Genomic DNA, 23,123 nt, shown 5'->3' with positions numbered 1-23,123 from the left:
TATAAAAATGGCACAACTCCAATAAAGGCTCCCGCCATGACTCCGCTCAAACTCATCGTCGCCCTCAGTGCGTTCTCTGCCGCGTCCCATGCGATGGCCTGGGATTACGTCCTTCTCGACACCGACAAGGCTGCCCAGAACTGGCAAATCACCAGCCAGCAACTCGGGGTGAAAACCGACAAACCCTTTTCCGTCACCCTGCGAACTCTGCACGGTGGGCGGCAGGAGGGGGTCAGCATTGTCGACATCGATAACGGCACGATGAAGCTTTCAGTGGTGCCGACCCGCGGGATGAACGTCCTGCAGGCCTCGGTCGGTAATGTGCGCATGGGCTGGGATTCGCCGGTCAAGGAAGTGGTCAATCCATCCTTCATCGAACTCAACGGTCGTGGTGGATTGGGCTGGCTGGAAGGCTTCAACGAGCTGGTCACCCGCTGCGGCTACGAGTGGGTCGGCCACCCCGGCATGGACAACGGCGAATTACTGACCCTGCATGGTCGCGCTGCCAACATCCCGGCCAGTAAAGTCACCCTGCACATTGACGAAAAACCGCCGTACGCCATCAGCCTGCGCGGCGAGTTGAAAGAGCAGGCGTTCAAGAAAGTCGACTTCTCTGTCGCGACCGAACTGGTCACCGAACCTGGCAGTGCGAGCTTCAGCCTCAATGACACCCTGACCAACAACGGCGACTACCCGAAGGAATACCAGGCGCTGTACCACAGTAACTTCAGCACCCCGTTTCTCGAGCAGGGCGCCCGCTTCGCCGCGCCGGTGAAACAAGTGTCGCCGTTCAACGACAAAGCGAAAGCGGAACTGCCGGACTGGCAGACCTATCGCGCGCCAACCAAGGATTACGACGAGACGGTGTACAACGTCGTGCCGTATGCCGACGCCAAGGGCGATACGCTGACGGTACTGCATAACAAGGCGGGCAGCCTGGGCGTTTCGGTCGGTTTCAACACACAAACGCTGCCCGTGTTTTCCCTGTGGAAAAACACCGATACCCAAGGCCAGGGCTACGTCACCGGGCTGGAGCCAGGGACAAGTTTTTCCTACAACCGTCGGTATCAGCGGCCACTCGGTTTAGTGCCGACAATTGCGCCAAAAGAACACAGGCAATTCCGGATCAACTACAGCTTGCTGGCGGACAAGAGCGCTGTGGATAACGCGCTGAAGCGGGTCACAGAGATTCAGGGTGGTCGGGAGACCGAGGTGAGGCAGGCGCCGTTAGTGGATCTCACCAAAGAGTAGAGCTTCAGTGGGTGGTTGGCCGGTACTGCAACGCTTCAGCCAGATGTTCACGGGTGATGCGATCGACGTGTTCAAGATCCGCCAGGGTGCGCGCAACCTTGAGCAATCGATGGGCTGACCTCAGCGACAAGGTCAGCCGTTCACACGCTGTTTCCAGCCAGGTTTCGTCGGTTGTGGATAACTTGCAATGCATGCGCAAGCCCGGCAGATCAAGGAACGCGTTGGCGCAACCCTGGCGTTTGTGTTGCCGCTCCCTTGCGTCGGCAACCAGAACGGCGGCGGTCAGGGTGTCGTCACCGGGTTTGATTGCGGGATTCAAAGCCGTGGCCTCACGGGCGACCGTCAAGTGCAGATCGATCCGATCCAGCAGCGGCCCGGAGAGTTTGTTGCGGTAGCGTTGAACCATGTCAGGCGTGCAGGAACAGCGACCACTCGGCTCGCCGAGATATCCACAGGGGCACGGATTCATCGCGGCCACCAATTGAAAGCGTGCGGGAAACCGCACGCGATCCTTCGCCCGGGAAATCACGATATGCCCGGATTCCAGCGGTTCTCTCAAAACCTCCAGCACCTTGCGATCAAACTCCGGCAGTTCGTCGAGAAACAGTACGCCATGGTGGGCGAGGGTGATCTCGCCGGGTTGTGGTGTCGAACCACCGCCCACCAGCGCCGGCCCGGAGGCTGAGTGATGGGGCTGGCGGAACGGTCGCTGTGGCCAGTGACTTAAAGGGACGCAACTGGTGACTGATTGAATGGCTGCGACCTCCAGCGCCTCGTTTTCCGCCAATGGCGGCAACAGCCCCGGCAACCGACTTGCCAACAGCGTTTTCCCGGTCCCCGGCGGGCCGCTGAACAGCAGGTTATGAGCCCCGGCCGCTGCAATCAGCAAAGCGCGCTTGGCTGAGAGTTGGCCTTGCACTTCATTCAAGTCGGGGTAGGGTTTGCTGGCGTAGAGCAGACCGTTGGAGACGTAAGGCTCGACGGGTGTGTGACCGTTGAAATGCGCGACCGCCTCCAGCAAATGATCCACCGCAATGACTTTCAGCCCCGACGCCAGGCAGGCTTCCTCGGCATTCGCCCGAGGCACCATCAACGAGCGTCCAGCCTTGCGCGCAGCCAGTGCCGCCGGCAACACACCTCTCACCGCACGTACCGCGCCGGACAGTGCCAACTCCCCCAGGCATTCCACATCGTCCAGCGTCAACGTCGGCACCTGCACGCTGGCCGACAGAATCCCCAAGGCAATCGCCAGATCGAACCGCCCGCCGTCCTTGGGCAAATCCGCAGGCGCCAGATTCAACGTGATGCGCCGTGCCGGAAACTGCAGGCCTGAATTGATGATCGCGCTACGTACTCGATCCTTGCTTTCCTTCACTGCTGCTTCGGGCAGACCGACCATGGTCAGTGATGGCAAACCGTTAGCCAGATGAACTTCGACGGTGACGGCGGGCGCATCCACGCCAATCTGGGCGCGGCTGTGGACGATGGAGAGGGACATGGTCGTTCCTTGAGCTTTACGGGGGCCGCTTCCTGCGGGTTTTTGAAGGGTAGTCGGGAGGTGGTGATTTAGCGTGGCGGCGCAGGCGCCAAATTTTCGCAGGATGTTGCGAATGGTTTGGTCTGAATCGCGGGCGAAAAAAAACCGTCTTGAGGAGACGGTTTTTCGATTGCAGGCTTTGGTGAGGCCAAGGCCTGCGTACCCTCAGTGGATACACTCGCGTGCGTTGAAGTTATGCATGTTTGATGGCCGATGCAAGTAGTCGGAAACTCAAAGCGACTGCAATACTCGTGAAGCTCGCTTCCACCACGATCCCACCGGGTGTCTTGCCTGCTCCCGCTCCGTCATCATCAGCGGAACATCCTGCAGCCGAATCCACGGCTGGTTATTCCAGTGCAGCAAACTCAGTGACATTTCCGGCCAGTTCAGCAGGCTCAGAATCGGGCGTTCGGTTGACGTCGGTTGTTGGGCATCTCTGAGGGCTGGCACTACGTCGTGGGTCAGCCATTCACGCAGGCCTCGGTATTCGGGGCAGTAGTGGTAGACGAGCAGGGCGTAGACGCCGGATTCGCTGATCAGCAGGGTGTTTTCGAGGATGCCGTGAATGACGACTCGCGCGGATTGATGTTGATCGGGATCGAGTTTTCGGACGGCGCGTTCGTCGAGGTAAAGGCGAAGCAGACGGCCCAGGTCTCGGGCGCTGAACCACGGCTGGTTTTCGATCAAAAGCGCGTGGAGGTGGAGTTTGTGGCGGGTGAAGACGTGAGGGACTAGATAAGCGTTATCGCAACTCATTAATACAGCTCCTTTTGCTAAAGAGGCTGCCGTCAATCGTCGCCAAACAATTGGGTGGCAGCTGTACGCGGGTTGGCGAACCGGAGCAAAAGGAACCCGGCAGACCCGAAGGTCTCCCACGCACAGCCGCCATGACTCGAGAGATGGTCGTCGTACGCCTTAAGCTTCCAGGTCGCCAAACCCAGTGCTGAATATTCAGCTGAGAATGAGCTTAGGAGCCTGGGCTTCACGGCGCTATCGGACGGCGGTGGTGATCTTTGTAGGACGTTGCCGAGATGGTGGCGGGGGCGGCAGATCAGAAGATTGCAGCCTTTGACAGGTCCTACAGGGTTGGTCTGGCCAGTGTGGGAAGGCTTGTAGACCGAGGTGACTCTAATCGCGAGCAGGCTCGCTCCCACAGGGGGCTGCGTTGTCAGCAGGGTTATTCGGCAGGCGGACTCAGCTTCGCTTCCAGCTCCGCAACCTTCGCTTCGAGGCTTTCCAGCCGTGCCCGGGTCCGTGCCAGCACGACCATCTGGCTATCGAACTCTTCCCGGCTCACCAGATCCAGTTTGCTGAAGCCACTCTGCAACAACGCCTTGAACTGGCTTTCGATTTCGCTTTTCGGCAGTGGGGTGTCGCCGCTGAAGAGGCGGGAGGCGGTGCCGGTCAGGGCGTCGAGGAAGTCTTTGGGCGCGAGCATGGGAAATGTCCTGAAAACAATGGCGGGCAGTGTATCACGCAGTGTCTATAGTCAATCCCGACCGCAGGGATGCACGCTTTTCGCGCATGCGGACGGACGGCACCGCACTGTTGTTGTGCGTTACGCGTCGTGCAATCGCGCGCAGCAAGCCACCGTGGCAGGCAAGCGCTTGATATCAGGGGTTTTTGGCGAGATGGCAAGCTTTCTGCTTAGTCGGTAGTAACCCATGCACTGATGCAGTCGCTGTGACGAATGCAGTGCGCCAAGCGGAACGGGGAAGTGTTTCGTGCGGAGCGGTTAGCTGGCGTCGGACGGGCAGGTAAGGCCGACGATGCGTTACAAAGCCAGGCACTGCGCTTAGACTTGAGTCGGGTTTGTTTTCCTGGGGCAAGTCCACCAATTCGGGAGAGAGTTTTCATGAAGCTAGTCACTGCCATCATCAAGCCGTTCAAGTTGGACGACGTGCGCGAGTCGTTGTCCGAGATCGGCGTGCAGGGCATTACCGTTACTGAAGTCAAAGGCTTCGGTCGGCAGAAGGGTCACACCGAGCTGTATCGCGGCGCGGAATACGTGGTCGATTTCCTGCCTAAGGTGAAGATCGATGTCGCCATTGACGACAAGGATCTGGACCGGGTTATCGAGGCGATAACCAAGGCGGCCAACACCGGCAAGATCGGTGACGGCAAGATCTTCGTGGTCAATCTGGAACAGGCGATTCGCATCCGTACCGGCGAAACCGATACCGACGCAATCTAAGCCGCCACAAACCCAACGCCCCAGGAGAAAACAATATGACTCTGCGTAAATTCGCAGGGCTAGGAGCCCTGTTGTCCCTCGTAATGCCCAGCCTTGCTTTGGCGGCAGACGAAGTGGCGGCCCCAGTCCTCAATTCCGGCGATACCGCCTGGATGCTGACCTCGACAGCCCTCGTGCTGTTCATGACCATTCCCGGCCTCGCGCTGTTCTACGGCGGCATGGTTCGTTCCAAAAACATTCTTTCCGTGATGATGCAGTGCTTCGCCATTACCGGTCTGATCAGCATTCTGTGGGTCATTTATGGCTACAGCATCGCGTTCGATACCACCGGCATGGAACAGGGCGTCGTCAATTTCAACTCGTTCTTCGGCGGTATGGGCAAGGCTTTCCTCGCCGGTGTCACGCCAGCCAGCCTGACCGGTCCTGCGGCGCTGTTCCCTGAGGCGGTGTTCATCACCTTCCAGATGACCTTCGCCATCATTACCCCGGCGCTGATCGTCGGTGCCTTCGCCGAGCGGATGAAATTCTCCGCGATGCTGATCTTCATGGGCATCTGGTTCACCCTGGTGTATGCACCGATCGCGCACATGGTCTGGTCCGGCAACGGCGGCCTGATGTGGGACTGGGGCGTGCTGGACTTCGCCGGCGGCACCGTGGTGCACATCAACGCCGGTGTGGCCGGTCTGGTGGCGTGCATCGTGCTCGGCAAGCGTAAAGGCTTCCCGACCACCCCGATGGCACCGCATAACCTCGGTTACACCCTGATGGGCGCGGCGATGCTGTGGGTCGGCTGGTTCGGCTTCAACGCCGGTTCCGCTGCAGCAGCCAACGGCACGGCCGGCATGGCGATGCTGGTGACTCAGATCGCAACGGCCGCCGCCGCACTGGGCTGGATGTTCGCCGAGTGGGTCACCCACGGCAAACCAAGCGCACTGGGTATCGCGTCGGGTGTTGTGGCCGGTCTGGTCGCCATCACGCCAGCCGCTGGCACCGTGGGCCCGATGGGCGCGCTGGTGATCGGCCTGGCAGCGGGCGTGGTGTGCTTCTTCTGCGCCACCACCCTGAAACGCAAGCTCGGCTATGACGATTCCCTGGACGCCTTCGGTGTGCACGGTATCGGCGGTATCCTCGGCGCGATCCTGACTGGTGTGTTCGCCGCACCGTCGCTGGGTGGCTTCGGCACCGTTACCGACATCGCCGCACAAGTCTGGATTCAGTGCAAAGGCGTGGGCTTCACGGTGATCTACACCGCGATCGTCACTTACATCATTCTCAAGGTGCTGGACGCCGTCATGGGGCTGCGTATCACCGAAGAAGAAGAGGCCGTCGGTATCGATCTGGCACTCCACAACGAACGCGGCTACAACTTGTAAGCACGCGCATAAAAATTTGCCCGGCTTGCCGGGCATTTTTTTGTCTGGGATTTGTCAGTGAAGGACCTGCTGAAAGGTTTTTTCGTACACGTTTAAGGGCGTTTACGACGGGCGTTTTTCTGCGGCCAATGGCTTACATGATTGAAGGAATATTAGGGCCTTTGTTTTTTCCCAGAGCGCGCTAGAATGCGCCCCGAACGTGCGGAGAACTGTATGTGGCAACAGACTCTGATTACCCTGCGGGCGAGGCCCCGGGGCTTTCATCTGGTAACGGACGAGTTACTCGCCGGCCTGCCTGAAATCAAGGCGTGTCGGGTCGGTCTGTTGCATTTGTGGCTGCAGCATACCTCGGCGTCGTTGACCATCAACGAGAACGCCGATCCGGCGGTACGTCGCGACTTCGAACGATTTTTCAATCGTCTGATCCCACAAGGAACAGACGGCTATGAGCATAACGACGAAGGCCTGGACGACCTCCCGGCGCACTTCAAGGCCAGCGTGCTTGGCTGTCAGCTCAGTTTGCCGGTTTCGGCAGGCCGACTGGCGTTGGGGACCTGGCAAGGCGTTTATCTGGGCGAGCACCGTGATTTTGGCGGTGCCCGTAAAGTCCTCGCCACCTTGCACGGTGAAGAGGCATGAACCGCTGGTCACCAGTGGTTATCGAATTTTTCCGGCGGCTGTCGACAGACGGTGAAGCTGGGCTATAACTAATCTGCTTTTCGCAAGTCATGAGGTAGAACATGAGCGACGATGATCTGGAAAACGACGACCTCGAAGTAGGCGACGACGAAACCGAGGAAGGCCTGGAAGCTGCGACCGACGACGTCGTTGAAGACGACGGCGGGGAAGCGCCCGTTCCGACCGCCAAAGGAAAGGCCAAGGCTGCGGTATCGGTCGATGAGCTGCCGAGCGTCGAAGCAAAAAACAAGGAGCGCGATGCCCTGGCCAAAGCCATGGAAGAGTTCCTGGCCAAGGGCGGCAAGGTGCAGGAAGTGGAGGCCAATGTGGTCGCCGATCCTCCCAAGAAGCCTGACAACAAGTACGGCAGCCGGCCTATCTAAGCGCTTGCTTCCTGCTTGCTGAAAAAGCCCGCCGTCGCTGCGGGCTTTTTCATGGGAGGGATAAAATTTTCGGGGCGATGCAATCCCTTGTGGGAGCGAGCCTGCTCGCGATGGCGGTGTGTCAGCCACTATCTATTTTGAATGTTAAGTCCTCATCGCGAGCAGGCTCGCTCCCACAGGGTTTTGTGGTGTTTTCAGGATCAGTGTTGGGCGTTCCACCGCGCCAGCAACGCCGGCAATTCGGTCAGGCTGCGAATCTCGGCATCCGGCGACTTCTGCGCTTCCCACAATTTGCCTTGCGGGTTAAACCAGATCGCCCGCAACCCCGCCTGCTGCGCCCCGGCAATGTCATCACCCGGATGATCGCCAATATGCACCGCCGTTTGCGCGGTCGCGCCGCCACGCTGCAACGCTTCATGAAACAGTCGCGCATCCGGTTTGGCGATGCCAATGTCTTCGGCGCACAACGCAAACTTGAAGTAATCCGCCAGCCCCAACCGGCGCACATCGGCATTGCCGTTGGTGACCACGCCCAGCGCGTAGTGTTTCGCCAGGACCTCCAGAGTCGGCTCCACGTCGGGGAATACTTCGAGCTGGTGCCGCGCATGCAGAAACACTTCAAAACTCTGATCAGCCAGGTCGGACGCCTGGCCATGGTCATAGCCGGCCTCTTCCAGCGCATGGAACAGTACTCGCCGACGCAACGCGCTGATGCGATGTTTGAGTCCCGGTTCGCTGCTCAGGATGCGCTCGCGAATCGTCCACAAATGCTCCACCGGCACCGCGCCCAGATTCGGTGCATGTTCGGTCAGCCATTCACGCAGGATGGCTTCGGCGCTGACGATCACCGGGGCGGTGTCCCACAGGGTGTCGTCGAGGTCGAAGGTGATCAATTGGATCGTCATGAATCATCGCCCTTAATGCGTTTGGCCCGTGGATGGGCGCTGTCGTAGACCGTCGCCAGGTGCTGGAAGTCCAGGTGGGTGTAGATCTGGGTAGTCTTGATGTCCGAATGGCCGAGCAATTCCTGCACGGCTCGCAGGTCTTGCGAAGATTCCAGTAAGTGACTGGCGAAAGAATGTCGCAGCATGTGCGGGTGCAGGTTCTGCCCCAGCTCGCGCTCGCCAGCGGCCTTGACTCGCACCTGAATGGCCCGAGGACCGAGGCGCCGACCTTGCTGGCTGACAAACACCGCGTCATCTGCCGGATTGGTCATGGCGCGCAATGGCAACCACAACTCCAGCGCTTCGCGGGCCTTTTTACCCACCGGCAACAGTCGGGTCTTGCTACCTTTGCCGAGCACCTGGACCATGCCGTCAGCCAGGTCCAGTTGATCGAGATTGAGTCCTGTCAGCTCCGACAGGCGCAAGCCGGAGGAGTAGAACAACTCCAGGATCGCCTGATCCCTGCGCGCCAGGAAATCATCCTCCACCGCACCTTCAAGCAGTTGCAGGGCGCGGTCAGTGTCGAGGGTCTTCGGCAGCCGTCGTTCGCCTTTCGGCGGCGCCAGACCGTTGGCCGGATCGTGATCGCACAGGCCTTCGCGATTCAGATAGTGATAGAGCCCGCGCACGGCCGAGAGCAGGCGCGCAAGGCTGCGCGACGATTGACCCTGGGAATGCAAGCGAGCGATCAGGCTGCGCAAGCGCTGAATATCCAGGGTGGCCCAGCTGTCGATGTTCTGTTTGACGCACCAGCCCAGCACCTTGTCGAGGTCGCGGCGATAGGCGTACAGCGTGTGGGGCGACACCTGCCGCTCACTGCGCAAGTGATCGCAGTAAGCGTCCAGTTGCCGTTCCACGATCAGCGTACCGAGCGAAGGGAGTTGTTGACCCGTGGCAGCACGCGGCCCATGACTTCGGCGATGTAGCTCAGGAACAGCGTGCCCACCGAGCTTTTGTAGTACTGCGGATCACGGCTGGCGATGGCCAGCACGCCGTGGATGCCTTGATGGCTGATGGCGACGACGGCGGTGGAGCCAATCTGCTTGCGCTGCTCTTCACCGAACAGGAAGTCCAGTTCATGCTCGCGCAGGCTGCCGCTGACACTTTTGTCTTCCGAGAGCAAACCACCAATGGCGGTTTGCGCATCGGCGTGGGTCACCCAGCGGCCGACCGGCATCGGGTTGTCACCCAGCAGGATCAGGCTGACAAAAGGCACCTGAAAGTCCTGGCGCAGGCTGTCTTCGACGCTGATCACCACGTCTTCCAGGCTGCTGGCGTCCATCAAGGCGAGAATCAGGCGGCGTGTCTTGTCGAACAGGCGGTCGTTGTCGCGGGCCACGTCCATCAAGTGCGAGAGGCGATGGCGCAATTCGATGTTGCGATCGCGCAGGATGGTCATCTGGCGCTCGACCAGCGAGATGGTGTCGCCACGCTGGTGCGGAATGCGCATGGCCGGGAGTAGTTCTTCGTGCTCGACGAAGAAGTCCGGATGAGCCTCCAGGTACGCGGCAATCGCCGCCGCCTCAAGGCTTTCGGAAGGGGATTCGTCGGGCTGTCGGGCGGGAACCTGGGGCTTGTCGGTCATGGGTTTGACTCACTCAAAGACGTACTTGTCCTTCGTAAACACGGACTGCCGGGCCGGTCATCAAGACCGGTTGGCCTGGGCCTGCCCATTCAATGGACAGACGCCCGCCGGGCAGGTCGATCAATAGCGGCGAATCCATCCACCCCTGGCTGATCGCGGCCACTGCAGCAGCACAAGCGCCGGTGCCGCAGGCCTGGGTTTCCCCGGCACCGCGTTCCCAGACGCGCAACTGCGCGCGGTTCCGGTCGATGACCTGGAGAAAACCGACATTGACCCGCGCAGGAAAGCGCGGGTGATGTTCGATTTTCGGCCCCAGTTCATGCACCGGTGCGTTGTTGATATCCGTGACGCGCAACACCGCATGCGGGTTGCCCATCGACACGGCGGCCAGTTCAACGGCTGCGCCGTCGACGTCGAGCGAGTAGCTCAGCGCCTGACTGTCGGCAACGAACGGTATGTCGGCCGGCACCAGGCGCGGTGCGCCCATGTCGACGCTGATCTGGCCGTCGCTGCGGATATCCAGCTCGATAATGCCACTTTTGGTTTCGACGCGAATCTGCCGTTTTGCGGTCAGGCGCTTGTCGAGCACAAAACGGGCGAAACAGCGCGCACCGTTGCCGCACTGTTCCACTTCGGAGCCGTCGGAGTTGAAGATCCGATAGCGGAAATCCACGTCAGGGTTGCTCGGCGCTTCGACGATCAGCAACTGGTCGAAACCGATGCCGGTGTGCCGGTCGCCCCATTGCTTGGCATGCTTGGGCAGGATGTGCGCGTGCTGGCTGACCAGGTCGAGGACCATGAAGTCATTGCCCAGGCCGTGCATCTTGGTAAAACGCAGCAGCATGGTTTTACTCCGGCAGCAGGCTTTCGCCAGCAAACAACTCGGCTACCGTCTCACGGCGACGCACTTCAACTGCCTGATCACCGTCCACCAACACTTCGGCGGCACGGCCGCGGGTGTTGTAGTTGGAACTCATGACAAACCCATAAGCACCGGCCGAATGCACGGCCAGCAGGTCGCCTTCTTCCAGGGCCAGCTCACGATCCTTGGCCAGGAAATCGCCGGTCTCGCAGATCGGCCCGACGATGTCATAGGCACGTGCTGCGGTTTGACGGGGGCGCACGGCGGTGACGTCCATCCAGGCTTGATACAGCGCCGGACGGATCAGGTCGTTCATGGCCGCGTCGACGATGGCGAAATCTTTGTGTTCGGTGTGCTTGAGGTACTCGACCTGGGTCAGCAGCACGCCAGCATTGGCGACGATGAAGCGGCCCGGTTCGAACACCAGCGCCAGGTCGCGGCCGTCGAGACGCTCGCGCACGGCTTTGATGTAGTCGGCAGCCAGTGGCGGCTCTTCATCGCGATAACGCACGCCCAAACCACCACCGAGATCGATGTGGCGCAGGTAAATGCCGCAATCGCCGAGGCGGTCGACCAGGCCCAGCAGGCGGTCCAGGGCGTCGATGAATGGCGGCAGGGTGGTCAGTTGCGAACCGATGTGGCAATCGACGCCGACCACTTCGAGGTTCGGCAGTTGCGCGGCGCGGATGTACACGTCTTCGGCGTCGGCAATGGCGATGCCGAACTTGTTCTCTTTGAGACCGGTGGAAATGTACGGGTGGGTGCCAGCATCGACGTCCGGGTTCACGCGCAGCGAGATCGGGGCGCGAACGCCCAGCTCGGCGGCGACCACTTGCAGGCGCTCCAGCTCGTCGGTGGATTCGACGTTGAAGCAGTGCACGCCGACTTCCAGGGCGCGGCGCATGTCGTCACGGGTCTTGCCGACACCGGAGAACACGATCTTGTCGGGGCTGCCGCCGGCGGCCAGAACGCGTTCCAGCTCGCCACGGGAGACGATGTCAAAACCGGCGCCCAGACGCGCCAGGACATTCAGGACACCCAGGTTAGAGTTGGCCTTGACCGCGAAGCAGACCAGGTGCGGCATGCCGGCCAGCGCATCGGCGTACGCCAGGTACTGGGCTTCGATGTGGGCGCGGGAGTAGACGTAGGTCGGTGTGCCAAAGCGTTCGGCGATGGCGGACAGGGCAACCCCTTCCGCGAACAGCTCACCGTCACGGTAGTTAAAAGCGTCCATGGCGGTTCCCTTATTGGTAGACGTCGTGCTTGTGTGCCTTCGACGGCTGCTTTTGCGAGGACTGCGCCTGCTCGGCCGGGTCCTGGTTTTCGTCGGGCAGGTACAGCGGGCCTTTTTGACCACAGGCCGACACAAGACAGGCAACCGCGACGAGCGCAGCAAGGGAAGAGATCAGGCGCTTCATGGCGAAATCCTTGAAAATGCGTTAATTGCGCCGGAGTATACCGGCCACCCGGCAGCTTGCCTATGCGACCGGGCTCCCGTCCGGCGGGGCTTGGCCAGTTAGGTGCAATCCCTGTGGGAGCGAACCTTTGTGGTGAGGGGATTTATCCCCGTTGGGTTGCGCAGCAGCCCCAGCAGTTCGCTAATCGGGAGTGCTTGCGACTGCTGCGCAGTCGAACGGGGATAAATCCCCTCACCACAGGCCCGCTCCCACAGGGGCGGTGTTTGATGTACCTAAATCGGTGCTGGGTCGTTATTCTTTGCAATCACTGGGGCTCGCCCGTATCTTGCGGCGCTTGAGCGTGAACAGACACTTTTTGAGGTTGCCGCAATGAGTTTGACCGAAGCCCGTTTCCACGATCTGGTCGATGCTACCCAGCAATCGCTGGAGGATATTTTCGATGAGAGCGACCTGGATATCGATCTGGAGAGCTCGGCCGGTGTGCTCACCGTCAAGTTCGAAAATGGCAGCCAGTTGATCTTCAGCCGCCAGGAGCCCCTGCGTCAGCTGTGGCTGGCGGCGGTATCGGGTGGCTTCCACTTCGACTACGACGAAGAGAGCGAGCGCTGGATGTGCGACAAGAGCGAAGAGCAGCTCGGCGAGATGCTTGAGCGCATCGTCAAGCAACAGGCCGGCGCTGAATTCGATTTCGAAGGTCTGTGAGATCGTGACTGAGCCTGCCCCCGCTCGTCCGCCAAAGCCGCTTTACAGCAATGTCAGCCCGGCGGTGCCCTCGCCGTGCAGCGGCGTGTGTCGGCTGGATGAACAGAAGGTCTGCCTGGGGTGTTTTCGCCATGTCGAAGACATCCGCGAATGGCGCTCGGCGGATGATGATCGTCGGCGAGTCATCTGCGCGCAGGCCGTTCAGCGCAAAGCCCTGGCATAAGGGCTTTTGTGGCGAGGGAGCTTGCTCCCGCTGGGCTGCGAAGCTGCCCCGGAAAGCTTACGACTGCTGCGCAGCCGAACGGGAGCAAGCTCCCTCGCCACACGTAAGCCTCCTCTCCCAAAGTCTGCGCCGGGCTGTGGTCGCCCCTCACTTGTATATTTTTTGAGCTGTGATAGTGTCCAGAAACGCCTCAACCCATCGAGGTTCGTGAAAACCCCGCCTTTTTCTGGCGGGGTTTTGCTTTTTCTGTGCAGAAGAAAGGAGTCTGCCTCTATCATGACCGCACCTTCCATCACCCTTACTCGTCTGGACGTTCAGCGTCTGGAACGCCTGATCGACAGCCTGGACGACACGCTGCCGGGCGTTATCGCGCTGCAAACCGAACTGGATCGCGCCGATACGCTGGTCGGTCACGATGAAGTGCCCGCCGATGTCGTGACCATGAATTCCCGTGTACATTGCCGTGAAGAAAGCAGCGGCAAGGACTATCACCTGACGTTGGTGTATCCAAAGGATGCCAACGCTGACGAAGGCAAGATCTCCATTCTGGCGCCTGTCGGCAGCGCACTGCTGGGCCTGAAGGTCGGCCAGCACATCGACTGGCCGGCACCTGGCGGCAAGACTCTGAAACTGACCCTGCTGGCAGTCGAATCGCAGCCCGCCCATGGCGGCGACTTCCCGGAATAAGCTTTTCTTCAGACCAACTCGAGCGCGTCGTTCAGTGCGCGCTCCAGATCGGCCTTGTAGCGCAAATACAAATTGCTTGAACTCTGACCATCACCGAGCAGGCCCGAGAGGTCCAGGTCGGTGATGTAGCAGCGATAGCGTTCGGTCTCGCGGCGCTGTTCGACAATTTCCCGGGCGACCACACTGAACAGTTGCTCGCCATGCTCCAGCTCTGAAAATTCCCGCTGATTGCAATACAACGTGACGTGCACTTCGCCCGGTGCGGCTTTGCCGACGATTGCCTGCACGTCGTAGAACGGTTTGTTGACCGGGGTTTGCGGCGGGGTTTTGGGCTCGACCCGGCGGGCTCGCCCAGGGCCGGATGGCAATAGTTGGTAATACAGCGTGTCCAGGCTCAATGGCTGGGCAGCGTCCATCGGCAGCAAGGCATCGCGCCGGTACTGGATCGATTGCAGGAAGCGTTGCAACGGCACCAGCAGGCTTTGTTCGTCGTGATAGGGCAAACGCTGCTGCCACAAGGCGTTGAATTCATCCATCACGTACAGATCGGCCTGGTTGTCGTGAATCCGGTAGAACACCTGAATACAGTCTGGCTGGCCCATGGGCAGAATCAGCGCCAGGTCCTGATCTTCCAGCGCCATCGGGTCCAGGTGCAGCGGGCTGTAGCTTGCCAGTTCTTCGCCCAGGTAATCGAACAGTGCCGGCAGGGTGGCGAGGGCGACGTGATTGACCTGCCCTGGCACCAGTTCCAGCACGTGGTAATGCTGCTGGACCTGAATCAGGTAGCGATGATTGAGTTTGCTCAGCAGCAGGTTCTGCGCGGTGTCGATCACTTCTTCGACCCGCTGCGCGATAAATTGCGCGCGGTTATGGCAGAAGCAACGCACGCGCAATTTTGGCTGTCGCGGCCCGCTTGGCAGGTTATTGAGGTAATCGCGCAGGCAGTCGAGCAGGGCGTGAGGGCCGTCAAAGCGATTGACCAGCACTTCATTCCAGCTGTTGAGCGTGACCTGATCCAGGGTCAGTACCAGGTTTTCCCGAACCCCGGCGTAACTCAGGGAGTCGGTGCGCTCGGTGGTCATCAGAATGTTCAGGTCGCGGTGATGCTTGAGCGGGTCAACACCGACGTTCACCAGAATCAGCACCTCGGTCGGCACGCTGGCGCGCAACAAGGGTTCTTCGGCGACGGTGGGCAGCGGCAGGGCGATGCTCTGTTGCAGGCTGCCGAGCAGGTTGAACAGTTCGAACTCGCTCAGGTCGCTCTCGCCGGGATGCAACGCCAGGCGGGTGCTGCTGTCGATGACGCCGTTGCGATGGCACCAGGTCAGCAGTTCCAGCAGTTGACGGCTGCGCTTGATCGGCGCGAAGTGCTCCCACTCGTGGGCGGTCAGGCTGCCGTTGTACAAGCCCCACTGGGTTTGCCCCGATTCTTTCTTGTTGGGCGCGTGCACCAGGGTCAGTGTGTCTTCGGCCAGGTCCGGGGCGATGCCGGGGTTGATAAATTCGACCTTGTCCGCCTTGCGCTCGAACGCCGCGTACAGGCGCCGGCCCAGCACGTTGAGGTCGCGCTTGTTGATCAGGCTGACGGTTTGTTCGCTGCGGGCGAACTCGGTCAGGAAGCGGTAGCTGTAATTCAGTTCGTTGACCAACGCCCGGCGCTCAGTGCTGACCTGGCGGACTTTCCACTGACTGCGGCTGTCGAGCAGGGCCAGTTGACGATGATCCCAGTGCCACTCGTGGGCCAGGCGTTCAAGCAACGAACGCTGCCAGCTCTGGGTGCGACTGCTGCCGGTGAGTTTGCGGTTGACCTTCAGGTACAGCGCACGGCGCACCAGCTCCAGACGCTCCGGTTCACCACGGGCAGTGAGGTATTCCTCGATGCGCCGGTAGACCACGACGTACGGATCCAGCTCGTCGAGGTCGAGCCGATTGGCGAACACAGCTTGCTTGAATCGCAGGCTCAGGCACTGAACCCTGGGGTGTTCGCTGGCGTAGACCTCGGTCAGCAACAGCTTGAGCACCGACTTGTAGGGGGACTCGATACCCTTGAACAACTGCCAGAGTCCTGCACCGATGAATTCGCCGGGGGGGATGTACGCCAGGTGTCCCAGATCAAGGGTTTCGTCCGCGCGGATAAACCGCTTGGAGAGCAACGCGTGGGTGTAGCGGTCGTAGGCGGCCTCTTCGTAAACCGGCACCAGCCACCAGATCGGCGTGCGTCCGGCCAGCCAGATGGCGGTGCGATAGAACTCGTCCAGCAGCAGGTAGTGCTGGGTGGTGCCGCAGTCTTCCGAACTCAGTTGATTGTCCCGCTCGCCGAGCACGAAGCGCGCCGGGTCGATCAGGAAGAAATGCGCTTCGGCGCCCTGGCTCGCGGCCCAGGTTTCCAGCAACTGGCATTTTTTACGCAGCTCGTTGAGTTCGCTTTCGCTCAAGTCCGGTGCGTGACAGACCCAGACGTCCATGTCGCTCTGATCGGCCTGGGCGAGGGTGCCGAGGCTGCCCATCAGAAACAGGCCGTGAATCGGTCGCGGCGGATTGCTGCCGTGGCGCGGCTTGTAGGAAAACGATCGGGTCAGGCGTTGGGCTTCGGCGAGGGCATTGGCGTCGGGCTCGAAGTTCGATAGCCCGGCGGGCGTGCTGCCCGAAACGTAACCCGGCAACAACGGATGATTGACGTGGAAAAACAGCGGCAGCAGGGTCAACACCCCTTGCTGGCGGGTCGACAGCCCTTCCATGGCGCGGGCCATGCGGCCCTCGTTGAGTTTTAAAAAGCGTGCGCGCAGCTGGCTGAGAACCTTGCGGTCGATCCCCTCGTCCAGATCAGGGCGGATTTCATGGGTGCGGGTCATGTCAGCTCAAACCGGCTCGCAGGGCTCGGACGTGGGAGGTCTCAGAATGAAGGGCAGTTTAGCGCCTCGGTCGCGGGACGTTTAAGCGGATTTTGTTTTTTGACGTCAGATTTTTATCGCTGGGCGACGGCATGCAACGAAGTGTGCCCGCGGAAATCCCGTAGCAGGGGTTTCCGTGGGCGATGCGGTGGTGCTCAGGCGGTTTCCGGGACGCTCAGAATGGTCAGGACGGTTTGTATGTTTTGCGCGGCGTCTCGACCCAGGCTGGTCAGATAACCGCCATCAGGCTGGTCGATCAGTTCTTTTGCGAAGAGGCGTTGAGCGGCAGCAATGGCTTTCGGGGCAGCGGTCTGATGAATTTTCAAACCTTCCTGGGAACTGTCCAGGTTGAAGAGTGCGAGGATTTCCAGTTCGGCAACCAGCTCAGGGGTAAGCGACATAAGGACTCCAGACTTTCTAGGAATTGGACGACAGCGCCCCTAAGGTGATCCCACTCGTGCGGCATGTCCAGTGCTCGCGACAGGGTTTTTCACCTTGGGAGGCATTCCCCGGCGGGTGGTGCGGCAGCGGGGTGCGTTCCAGTGTAGTCAGGGGCTGGAGGAAGGCAGGAATGATGGGTGACAAATTGTGTGGGGTGTTGCTGAGGGGAAGCTTGCTGAGGGGGGCTTAACTGTGGCGAGGGAGCTTGCTCCCGCTCGGCTGTGTAGCAGCCGTAAAGCTTTTGGGGCCGCTGCGCGATCCAGCGGGAGCAAGCTCCCTGGCCACAAAAGCCCCATCCGGCAATGAAGGGTTACTTCTTTTCCGGCGGCAATTCTGGCAGGGCACGCAGCGCCGCTTCGTACCATTCGGTGTTGAATGCGCGGTCTTCTTCGAGGATCGCGTCGATTTCCACCGCCAGAACGTGGGCCATCAGGTTGAGGATTTCTTCACGTTCGTAACCCACCAGGGTCAACTTGTTGAAGGTGGCCTTGGCGGCAGGCGGATTGTCGCTTTCGATCTGGTTTTCGATGGCTTCGACCAGGGTGTTTTCGGCGAATTCTTCTTCGTCGATATCGTCCTGGTTGTTGTCGGGGGTTGGCTCGCTCATGGCAGGCTCCTCAAGGAAAGGCGGTCAGTTTACCTGCATTCAGCGCCATGATGCTGCTGGCAAGAAACGCCCTGGCGTTCTATAAAGCAGGCACTGCCCACCCCGCACGGCCTGGAGGCTTTGTAATGCTCAAGCTTTATGGATTTTCCGTCAGTAACTACTACAACATGGTGAAACTGGCGTTGCTGGAGAAAGGTCTGCCGTTCGAAGAAGTACCGTTTTATGCGGGCACGAGCCCCGAGGCATTGGCAATCAGTCCGCGCGGCAAGGTCCCGGTGCTGGGTGTCGAGCAAGGTTTCATCAATGAAACCGCGGTGATTCTCGAATACATCGAGCAGAGCCAGAAAGGTACGCCGCTGCTGCCGGGCGATCCCTTCGAGCGGGCGCAGGTCCTGGCACTGGCCAAGGAAATCGAGCTGTACATCGAGTTGCCGGGGCGCGCCTGTTATGGCGAAGCATTCTTCGGCATGAAGGTGCCGGACGCGATCAAGGACAAGACCAAGGCCGAGTTGCTGCTGGGTTTTGCCTCGCTGGGACGGCACGGCAAGTTTGCCCCTTATGTCGCGGGCGACAGCCTGAGCATTGCAGATCTGTACTTTCTGTACAGCGTGCCGCTGGCCTGTGCGGTAGCGAAGAAGCTGTTCGACCTGGATTTGTTGGCTGAAATGCCAGCGGCCCGGGCACTGCTGGAGCGTTTGGAGCAGAACCCGAACGTGCAGCGGATCGCAGCGGACAAGGAAGCGGCGATGCCAGCGTTCATGGCGATGGTCGCGTCCAAGAAGTAGATTTGTAGCGTCCTTCAGGTCGCTTTCGCGAGCAAGCCCGCTCCCACACTGGATTGATGGTGAACACATAATTTGTGAACACCAGAGACCCAGTGTGGGAGCGGGCTTGCTCGCGAAGCTTTTGGCGGCTTAACGGCTGGCGAGCAACGCCTGACCGCGAGCCACAGCCTTCTTGACCTGCGCTGGCGCAGTCCCGCCGATATGGTCACGGGCGTTCACCGAACCTTCCAGCGTCAGCACGGCGAACACGTCCTGATCGATCTGGTCGCTGAACTTGCGCAGTTCTTCCAGGCTCATTTCCGCCAGGTCCTTGCCGCTTTCCACGCCGTACTTCACGGCATGGCCAACGATCTCGTGGCAATCACGGAACGGCAGGCCACGACGCACCAGGTAGTCGGCCAGGTCGGTGGCGGTGGAGAAACCGCGCAGGGCCGCTTCGCGCATCATCGCGTGCTTGGGTTTGATCGCCGGGATCATGTCGGCAAAAGCCCGCAGCGAGTCGCGCAAGGTGTCGGCGGCGTCGAACAGCGGCTCCTTGTCTTCCTGGTTGTCCTTGTTGTAGGCCAGTGGCTGGCCTTTCATCAGGGTCAGCAGGCCCATCAGCGCGCCGAAGACGCGGCCGGTCTTGCCACGCACCAGTTCCGGCACGTCCGGGTTTTTCTTTTGCGGCATGATCGAGCTGCCTGTGCAGAAGCGGTCCGGCAAATCGATGAACTGGAACTGCGCGCTGGTCCACAGCACCAGCTCTTCGGAGAAACGCGACAAGTGCATCATCGCGATGCTCGCGGCCGAGCAGAACTCGATGGCGAAGTCACGATCGGACACGTTGTCCAGCGAGTTGCCGCCCACGGCATCGAAGCCCAGCAGTTGCGCGGTGTACTCGCGGTCGATCGGGTAAGTGGTGCCCGCCAGTGCGGCGCTGCCCAAAGGCATGCGGTTGGTGCGCTTGCGGCAGTCGACCAGGCGCTCGTAGTCGCGGCTGAGCATTTCGAACCAGGCCAGCATGTGGTGACCGAATGTCACCGGCTGTGCGGTCTGCAGGTGGGTGAAGCCCGGCATGATGCTGCCGGCTTCGCGCTCGGCCTGTTCCAGCAAGCCTTTTTGCAGGCGGGTGATTTCCGCCAGGATCAGGTCGATCTCGTCACGCAGCCACAGGCGGATGTCGGTGGCGACCTGGTCGTTACGGCTGCGGCCGGTGTGCAGCTTTTTACCGGTCACGCCGATGCGGTCGGTCAGGCGCGCCTCGATGTTCATGTGCACGTCTTCGAGGTCGATGCGCCAGTCGAACTGGCCGGCCTCGATTTCACCCTGGATGGTCTTCAGGCCATCGGTGATGCTGTCGCGCTCGGCATCGGTCAGCACGCCGACCTTGGCCAGCATGGTGGCGTGGGCGATCGAGCCCATGATGTCGTGGCGATACAGGCGCTGGTCGAAGGTGACGGAGGCGGTGAAGCGGGCGACGAAGGCGTCGACGGGTTCACTGAAGCGGCCGCCCCAGGACTGATTGGTCTTGTCAGTGCTCATGAATTCGCTCGTATCGGCTGAAGAAAGATGGCGTTGAAAGCTGTCGCGGATAATAACAGGGTTGCCAATCCTGTCGCTGACACTGGTCGATACGTTTTTTTCTCATGTCCCGGCCTATGCTCGAAGCCAGCCTGACCGGAATTGCGCAACGATATTTTTCAATTGAGTAATAACGTCCCGGCAACCGTCTACAGTTGGACAGTAGGATCAGCGCACTTCTCGGCGCTGCAGCGGACTATAAGCAGAGGGGGTGTTCGTATTGTGTATCAGCAAACCCTACGGCGATGCCTCGCCAACCGCCGATTGCCCGGCAAATAAAAATTTAGCGGTCGGACGGGCGGCACTTTTTGGCCCTCGCGCTAGTCTTAGCGTGGATCGCGGTGACGGACGTCACTCCACTTGTCTACGCTATCCTTGTGCGAGACTCACGCAGGAATCCAGCGCAATATGAATGTCCTGATCGTTGATGACGAACCCCTTGCCCGCGAGCGCCTGAGCCGAATGGTCGGCGAACTCGAGGGATACAGTGTCCTGGAGCCCAGCGCCACGAACGGCGAAGAAGCGTTGGCACTGATCGACAGCCACAAGCCGGATATCGTGTTGCTCGATATCCGCATGCCAGGCCTCGACGGCCTGCAAGTGGCTGCACGGTTATGCGAACGTGAAACCCCGCCAGCCGTGGTGTTTTGCACAGGGCCCGATGAATTTGCCGTGGAAGCCTTACAGGCCAGCGCCGTAGGCTATCTGGTGAAACCTGTGCGTACAGAACAATTGCATGAAGCATTGAAAAAAGCCGAGCGGCCCAATCGTGTCCAGCTTGCGGCTTTGACCCGTCCCGCCGCCGAAACCGGTAGCGGCCCTCGCAGCCATATCAGCGCGCGTACCCGCAAGGGTATTGAGCTGATCCCGTTGGGTCAGGTGGTCTACTTTATTGCCGACCATAAATACGTGACCTTGCGCCATGAAGGCGGCGAAGTGCTGCTGGATGAACCGCTCAAGGCCCTTGAAGATGAATTCGGTGACCGATTCGTGCGCATCCACCGCAACGCACTGGTCGCCCGCGAACGCATCGAGCGCCTGCAACGCACGCCTCTGGGACACTTTCAGCTGTTCCTCAAAGGCCTGAACGGCGACGCCCTGATCGTCAGCCGGCGTCATGTGGCCGGCGTGCGCAAAATGATGCAACAGCTTTAATTCGCCATCCTCAGGCGAATTTATCACCCGATTGCCGGACATCCGGGGCCAGGGAGGCCAGGCAATACCTGATACAAGTCAAAGTGGATTTGGCTGAGCTGTTATTATCCGCCGTATCTATTCAGTACGGATTGATCCATGTCCTCTCGCGAAATCCGCATCGCCACCCGCAAAAGTGCTCTCGCCCTGTGGCAGGCCGAATACGTCAAAGCCCGTCTTGAAGCGGCCCATCCGGGTCTGCTCGTGACGCTGGTGCCCATGGTCAGTCGTGGCGACAAACTGCTGGACTCACCGCTGTCGAAAATCGGCGGCAAGGGTCTGTTCGTCAAGGAACTGGAAACGGCTCTACTGGAGAACGAAGCCGACATCGCCGTGCATTCGATGAAAGACGTGCCGATGGACTTCCCCGAAGGCCTCGGCCTGTTTTGCATCTGCGAGCGAGAAGACCCGCGTGATGCATTCGTCTCCAATACCTACGCCAGCCTGGACGAACTGCCGCAAGGCAGCATTGTCGGCACCTCCAGCCTGCGCCGTCAGGCCCAGTTGTTGACCCGTCGCCCGGACCTGGAAATCCGTTTCCTGCGCGGCAACGTCAACACGCGTCTGGCCAAGCTTGATGCCGGTGAATACGACGCCATCATTCTCGCGGCTGCCGGCCTGATTCGTCTGGGCTTCGAAGATCGAATCACCTCTGCCATCAGCGTCGATGACAGCCTGCCGGCCGGTGGCCAGGGTGCTGTCGGCATCGAATGCCGCTCCGTCGACAGCGAAATCCACGCTTTGCTGGCACCGCTGCACCATCAGGACACCGCCGCCCGCGTGACGGCCGAACGTGCGCTCAACAAACATTTGAATGGCGGCTGTCAGGTGCCGATCGCCTGTTACGCCGTGCTGGAAGGCGAGCAGATCTGGTTGCGCGGTCTGGTGGGCGATCCGAGCGGCGGCCTGCTGCTCAGCGCCGAGGCCCGTGCTCCGCGCAGCGATGCCGAGGCCTTGGGTGTGCAAGTGGCCGAAGACCTGCTGAACCAGGGCGCCAATGACATTCTGAAAGCGGTCTACGGCGAGGCAGGTCACGAGTGACGGGCTGGCGCCTGCTGCTGACGCGTCCCGCGGATGAGTCGGCGGCGCTGAGCGAGATTTTGGCCGAAGCGGGGATTTTCAGCAGCAGTTTGCCGCTTTTGGAAATTGAACCGATTCCTGCCTCTGACACAATGCGCGAGGTGATTCAGCATCTGGATCGGTACTGCGCGGTAATCGTGGTCAGCAAGCCGGCCGCCAGAATCGCGGTGGAGCTGGTCAGTCAATACTGGCCGCAACCACCACGCCAGAAGTGGTTCAGCGTGGGCGCCGCGACTGCACGGATTCTCGATGACCACGGATTGGACGTGAGTTTTCCGGCCGAGGGTGATGACAGCGAAGCCTTGCTGGAACTTGCGTCGTTGCGCGAGGCTGTCGCACCGCCCGATCCACGGGTATTGATCATGCGCGGAGAGGGCGGGCGCGAGTTGCTTGCTGAGCGTTTGCGCGAGCTTGGTGCTAGTGTCGAGTATCTGGAGCTGTACCGCCGCGATCTGCCGCAATACCCGCCAGCAGTACTGCCAGAGCGGATCAAGGCGGAACGCTTGAACGGACTGGTGGTCAGCAGTGGACAGGGTTTTGAGCACCTGCATCGATTGGCCGGCGCTGCCTGGCCGCAATTGGCGCGGTTGCCGTTGTTTGTTCCAAGCCCCAGGGTTGCCGAGCTGGCACGTGCCGCCGGAGCCCAAACAGTTGTGGATTGTCGTGGCGCCAGTGCCGCGGCTTTGCTGACGGCGTTACGGGAGCATCCCGAACCCGTTCTCTAA

At 60.4% G+C, this 23,123-nt stretch carries 25 protein-coding genes and 1 pseudogene; 13 read left to right on the top strand and 13 right to left on the bottom strand.

Annotated features, from left to right (window positions below; genetic code table 11):
- Positions 1-36 precede the first annotated feature (36 nt).
- On the top strand, positions 37-1,251 hold the full coding sequence (locus ACM6IQ_RS01615; RefSeq protein ID WP_017341452.1) for an aldose 1-epimerase family protein: 1,215 nt from the start codon (positions 37-39) through the stop codon (positions 1,249-1,251).
- A 4-nt stretch (positions 1,252-1,255) separates the two neighbouring features.
- Here ACM6IQ_RS01615 and ACM6IQ_RS01610 read toward each other — a convergent pair whose 3' ends face one another.
- From ACM6IQ_RS01610 to ACM6IQ_RS01600, 3 genes are all read right to left on the bottom strand, one after another.
- Positions 1,256-2,749: a YifB family Mg chelatase-like AAA ATPase gene (locus tag ACM6IQ_RS01610; RefSeq protein ID WP_414877946.1), complete on the bottom strand. Its 1,494-nt coding sequence runs from the start codon at positions 2,747-2,749 to the stop codon at positions 1,256-1,258.
- 270 nt (positions 2,750-3,019) lie between these two features.
- Positions 3,020-3,544: a Bro-N domain-containing protein gene (locus ACM6IQ_RS01605; protein ID WP_017341450.1), complete on the bottom strand. Its 525-nt coding sequence runs from the start codon at positions 3,542-3,544 to the stop codon at positions 3,020-3,022.
- 421 nt (positions 3,545-3,965) lie between these two features.
- Positions 3,966-4,226 (bottom strand): accessory factor UbiK family protein, encoded by a 261-nt coding sequence (locus ACM6IQ_RS01600; protein WP_017341449.1) that lies wholly within the window; start codon positions 4,224-4,226, stop codon positions 3,966-3,968.
- Between the two features lie 417 nt (positions 4,227-4,643).
- Here ACM6IQ_RS01600 and glnK point away from each other — a divergent pair, with 417 nt between their 5' ends.
- The 4 genes from glnK to sutA all read left to right on the top strand — a co-directional run bounded on the left by glnK (position 4,644) and on the right by sutA (position 7,416).
- Positions 4,644-4,982, top strand: a complete 339-nt coding sequence (gene glnK / locus ACM6IQ_RS01595; protein WP_002555808.1) for a P-II family nitrogen regulator — start codon at positions 4,644-4,646, stop codon at positions 4,980-4,982.
- A 35-nt stretch (positions 4,983-5,017) separates the two neighbouring features.
- On the top strand, positions 5,018-6,355 hold the full coding sequence (locus ACM6IQ_RS01590) for an ammonium transporter (protein WP_017341448.1): 1,338 nt from the start codon (positions 5,018-5,020) through the stop codon (positions 6,353-6,355).
- Positions 6,356-6,568: 213 nt separating this feature from the next.
- Positions 6,569-6,994 (top strand): secondary thiamine-phosphate synthase enzyme YjbQ, encoded by a 426-nt coding sequence (locus ACM6IQ_RS01585; RefSeq protein ID WP_017341447.1) that lies wholly within the window; start codon positions 6,569-6,571, stop codon positions 6,992-6,994.
- A 101-nt stretch (positions 6,995-7,095) separates the two neighbouring features.
- Positions 7,096-7,416, top strand: coding sequence for a transcriptional regulator SutA (gene sutA / locus ACM6IQ_RS01580; RefSeq protein ID WP_017341446.1), 321 nt, complete (start codon positions 7,096-7,098; stop codon positions 7,414-7,416).
- A gap of 200 nt (positions 7,417-7,616) precedes the next feature.
- Here sutA and ACM6IQ_RS01575 read toward each other — a convergent pair whose 3' ends face one another.
- The 6 genes from ACM6IQ_RS01575 to lptM are packed head-to-tail and all read right to left on the bottom strand — an operon-like array spanning position 7,617 to position 12,225.
- On the bottom strand, positions 7,617-8,321 hold the full coding sequence (locus tag ACM6IQ_RS01575; protein ID WP_017341445.1) for an HAD family hydrolase: 705 nt from the start codon (positions 8,319-8,321) through the stop codon (positions 7,617-7,619).
- Positions 8,318-9,217: a tyrosine recombinase XerC gene (xerC, locus tag ACM6IQ_RS01570; RefSeq protein WP_017341444.1), complete on the bottom strand. Its 900-nt coding sequence runs from the start codon at positions 9,215-9,217 to the stop codon at positions 8,318-8,320. Before xerC ends, ACM6IQ_RS01575 begins: the two co-directional genes overlap by 4 nt.
- A gap of 2 nt (positions 9,218-9,219) precedes the next feature.
- Complete coding sequence (locus ACM6IQ_RS01565; protein ID WP_414877945.1) at positions 9,220-9,945, bottom strand: DUF484 family protein; 726 nt, start codon at positions 9,943-9,945, stop codon at positions 9,220-9,222.
- Between the two features lie 13 nt (positions 9,946-9,958).
- A complete protein-coding gene (gene dapF / locus ACM6IQ_RS01560) occupies positions 9,959-10,789 on the bottom strand; it encodes a diaminopimelate epimerase (protein WP_017341442.1) in 831 nt (276 codons plus the stop codon).
- A 4-nt stretch (positions 10,790-10,793) separates the two neighbouring features.
- The gene (gene lysA / locus ACM6IQ_RS01555; RefSeq protein WP_414877944.1) at positions 10,794-12,041 is read right to left on the bottom strand and encodes a diaminopimelate decarboxylase; all 1,248 of its coding nucleotides are present in this window, start codon (positions 12,039-12,041) and stop codon (positions 10,794-10,796) included.
- A 10-nt stretch (positions 12,042-12,051) separates the two neighbouring features.
- Positions 12,052-12,225 (bottom strand): LPS translocon maturation chaperone LptM, encoded by a 174-nt coding sequence (lptM, locus tag ACM6IQ_RS01550; RefSeq protein ID WP_017341440.1) that lies wholly within the window; start codon positions 12,223-12,225, stop codon positions 12,052-12,054.
- A 369-nt stretch (positions 12,226-12,594) separates the two neighbouring features.
- Here lptM and cyaY point away from each other — a divergent pair, with 369 nt between their 5' ends.
- The 3 genes from cyaY (at position 12,595) to rnk (ending at position 13,837) form a co-directional block, all read left to right on the top strand.
- Positions 12,595-12,927: an iron donor protein CyaY gene (cyaY, locus tag ACM6IQ_RS01545; protein WP_017341439.1), complete on the top strand. Its 333-nt coding sequence runs from the start codon at positions 12,595-12,597 to the stop codon at positions 12,925-12,927.
- Between the two features lie 4 nt (positions 12,928-12,931).
- On the top strand, positions 12,932-13,150 hold the full coding sequence (locus tag ACM6IQ_RS01540) for a DUF1289 domain-containing protein (RefSeq protein WP_017341438.1): 219 nt from the start codon (positions 12,932-12,934) through the stop codon (positions 13,148-13,150).
- A 276-nt stretch (positions 13,151-13,426) separates the two neighbouring features.
- The gene (gene rnk, locus ACM6IQ_RS01535) at positions 13,427-13,837 is read left to right on the top strand and encodes a nucleoside diphosphate kinase regulator (protein ID WP_017341437.1); all 411 of its coding nucleotides are present in this window, start codon (positions 13,427-13,429) and stop codon (positions 13,835-13,837) included.
- Between the two features lie 8 nt (positions 13,838-13,845).
- Here rnk and ACM6IQ_RS01530 read toward each other — a convergent pair whose 3' ends face one another.
- From ACM6IQ_RS01530 to ACM6IQ_RS01520, 3 genes are all read right to left on the bottom strand, one after another.
- Positions 13,846-16,689, bottom strand: a complete 2,844-nt coding sequence (locus ACM6IQ_RS01530) for a class I adenylate cyclase (protein WP_414877943.1) — start codon at positions 16,687-16,689, stop codon at positions 13,846-13,848.
- A gap of 194 nt (positions 16,690-16,883) precedes the next feature.
- Positions 16,884-17,129 (bottom strand): TIGR02647 family protein, encoded by a 246-nt coding sequence (locus ACM6IQ_RS01525; protein ID WP_017341435.1) that lies wholly within the window; start codon positions 17,127-17,129, stop codon positions 16,884-16,886.
- Positions 17,130-17,479: 350 nt separating this feature from the next.
- A complete protein-coding gene (locus ACM6IQ_RS01520; RefSeq protein ID WP_017341434.1) occupies positions 17,480-17,776 on the bottom strand; it encodes a hypothetical protein in 297 nt (98 codons plus the stop codon).
- 125 nt (positions 17,777-17,901) lie between these two features.
- Here ACM6IQ_RS01520 and ACM6IQ_RS01515 point away from each other — a divergent pair, with 125 nt between their 5' ends.
- Positions 17,902-18,561, top strand: coding sequence for a glutathione S-transferase family protein (locus tag ACM6IQ_RS01515; protein WP_414877942.1), 660 nt, complete (start codon positions 17,902-17,904; stop codon positions 18,559-18,561).
- Positions 18,562-18,690: 129 nt separating this feature from the next.
- Here the strand turns inward: ACM6IQ_RS01515 and argH are convergent, their stop codons facing one another.
- Complete coding sequence (argH, locus tag ACM6IQ_RS01510) at positions 18,691-20,085, bottom strand: argininosuccinate lyase (protein WP_017341432.1); 1,395 nt, start codon at positions 20,083-20,085, stop codon at positions 18,691-18,693.
- A gap of 244 nt (positions 20,086-20,329) precedes the next feature.
- On the opposite strand from argH, the pseudogene ACM6IQ_RS01505 reads away from it, so the two are divergent.
- The 4 genes and pseudogenes from ACM6IQ_RS01505 to ACM6IQ_RS01490 all read left to right on the top strand — a co-directional run.
- Positions 20,330-20,536: pseudogene (locus ACM6IQ_RS01505) on the top strand (sensor histidine kinase); the annotation flags it as partial.
- On the top strand, positions 20,533-21,279 hold the full coding sequence (locus tag ACM6IQ_RS01500) for a LytR/AlgR family response regulator transcription factor (protein ID WP_017341431.1): 747 nt from the start codon (positions 20,533-20,535) through the stop codon (positions 21,277-21,279). The pseudogene ACM6IQ_RS01505 and the gene ACM6IQ_RS01500, both read left to right, overlap by 4 nt.
- 138 nt (positions 21,280-21,417) lie before the next feature.
- Entirely contained in the window at positions 21,418-22,359 is a 942-nt protein-coding gene (gene hemC / locus ACM6IQ_RS01495) for a hydroxymethylbilane synthase (RefSeq protein WP_414877941.1), read from the top strand.
- Positions 22,356-23,123, top strand: coding sequence for a uroporphyrinogen-III synthase (locus ACM6IQ_RS01490; RefSeq protein WP_017341429.1), 768 nt, complete (start codon positions 22,356-22,358; stop codon positions 23,121-23,123). The genes hemC and ACM6IQ_RS01490 overlap by 4 nt, the downstream gene beginning before the upstream one ends.

Source organism: Pseudomonas sp. IT-P100 (assembly GCF_949767185.1).
Classification (GTDB): domain Bacteria; phylum Pseudomonadota; class Gammaproteobacteria; order Pseudomonadales; family Pseudomonadaceae; genus Aquipseudomonas; species Aquipseudomonas fluorescens_B.
Note: the sequence above shows the minus strand (reverse complement) of the source record. Positions and strands in the feature narration are given on the sequence as shown.

Coding starts and splice junctions, on each gene's coding strand:
- ACM6IQ_RS01615 (WP_017341452.1), top strand. CDS start 37: ATGACTCCGCTCAAACTCATCGTCGCCCTCAGTGCGTTCTCTGCCGCG.
- ACM6IQ_RS01610 (WP_414877946.1), bottom strand. CDS start 2,749: ATGTCCCTCTCCATCGTCCACAGCCGCGCCCAGATTGGCGTGGATGCG.
- ACM6IQ_RS01605 (WP_017341450.1), bottom strand. CDS start 3,544: ATGAGTTGCGATAACGCTTATCTAGTCCCTCACGTCTTCACCCGCCAC.
- ACM6IQ_RS01600 (WP_017341449.1), bottom strand. CDS start 4,226: ATGCTCGCGCCCAAAGACTTCCTCGACGCCCTGACCGGCACCGCCTCC.
- glnK (WP_002555808.1), top strand. CDS start 4,644: ATGAAGCTAGTCACTGCCATCATCAAGCCGTTCAAGTTGGACGACGTG.
- ACM6IQ_RS01590 (WP_017341448.1), top strand. CDS start 5,018: ATGACTCTGCGTAAATTCGCAGGGCTAGGAGCCCTGTTGTCCCTCGTA.
- ACM6IQ_RS01585 (WP_017341447.1), top strand. CDS start 6,569: ATGTGGCAACAGACTCTGATTACCCTGCGGGCGAGGCCCCGGGGCTTT.
- sutA (WP_017341446.1), top strand. CDS start 7,096: ATGAGCGACGATGATCTGGAAAACGACGACCTCGAAGTAGGCGACGAC.
- ACM6IQ_RS01575 (WP_017341445.1), bottom strand. CDS start 8,321: ATGACGATCCAATTGATCACCTTCGACCTCGACGACACCCTGTGGGAC.
- ACM6IQ_RS01565 (WP_414877945.1), bottom strand. CDS start 9,945: ATGACCGACAAGCCCCAGGTTCCCGCCCGACAGCCCGACGAATCCCCT.
- dapF (WP_017341442.1), bottom strand. CDS start 10,789: ATGCTGCTGCGTTTTACCAAGATGCACGGCCTGGGCAATGACTTCATG.
- lysA (WP_414877944.1), bottom strand. CDS start 12,041: ATGGACGCTTTTAACTACCGTGACGGTGAGCTGTTCGCGGAAGGGGTT.
- lptM (WP_017341440.1), bottom strand. CDS start 12,225: ATGAAGCGCCTGATCTCTTCCCTTGCTGCGCTCGTCGCGGTTGCCTGT.
- cyaY (WP_017341439.1), top strand. CDS start 12,595: ATGAGTTTGACCGAAGCCCGTTTCCACGATCTGGTCGATGCTACCCAG.
- rnk (WP_017341437.1), top strand. CDS start 13,427: ATGACCGCACCTTCCATCACCCTTACTCGTCTGGACGTTCAGCGTCTG.
- ACM6IQ_RS01530 (WP_414877943.1), bottom strand. CDS start 16,689: ATGACCCGCACCCATGAAATCCGCCCTGATCTGGACGAGGGGATCGAC.
- ACM6IQ_RS01525 (WP_017341435.1), bottom strand. CDS start 17,129: ATGTCGCTTACCCCTGAGCTGGTTGCCGAACTGGAAATCCTCGCACTC.
- ACM6IQ_RS01520 (WP_017341434.1), bottom strand. CDS start 17,776: ATGAGCGAGCCAACCCCCGACAACAACCAGGACGATATCGACGAAGAA.
- ACM6IQ_RS01515 (WP_414877942.1), top strand. CDS start 17,902: ATGCTCAAGCTTTATGGATTTTCCGTCAGTAACTACTACAACATGGTG.
- argH (WP_017341432.1), bottom strand. CDS start 20,085: ATGAGCACTGACAAGACCAATCAGTCCTGGGGCGGCCGCTTCAGTGAA.
- ACM6IQ_RS01500 (WP_017341431.1), top strand. CDS start 20,533: ATGAATGTCCTGATCGTTGATGACGAACCCCTTGCCCGCGAGCGCCTG.
- hemC (WP_414877941.1), top strand. CDS start 21,418: ATGTCCTCTCGCGAAATCCGCATCGCCACCCGCAAAAGTGCTCTCGCC.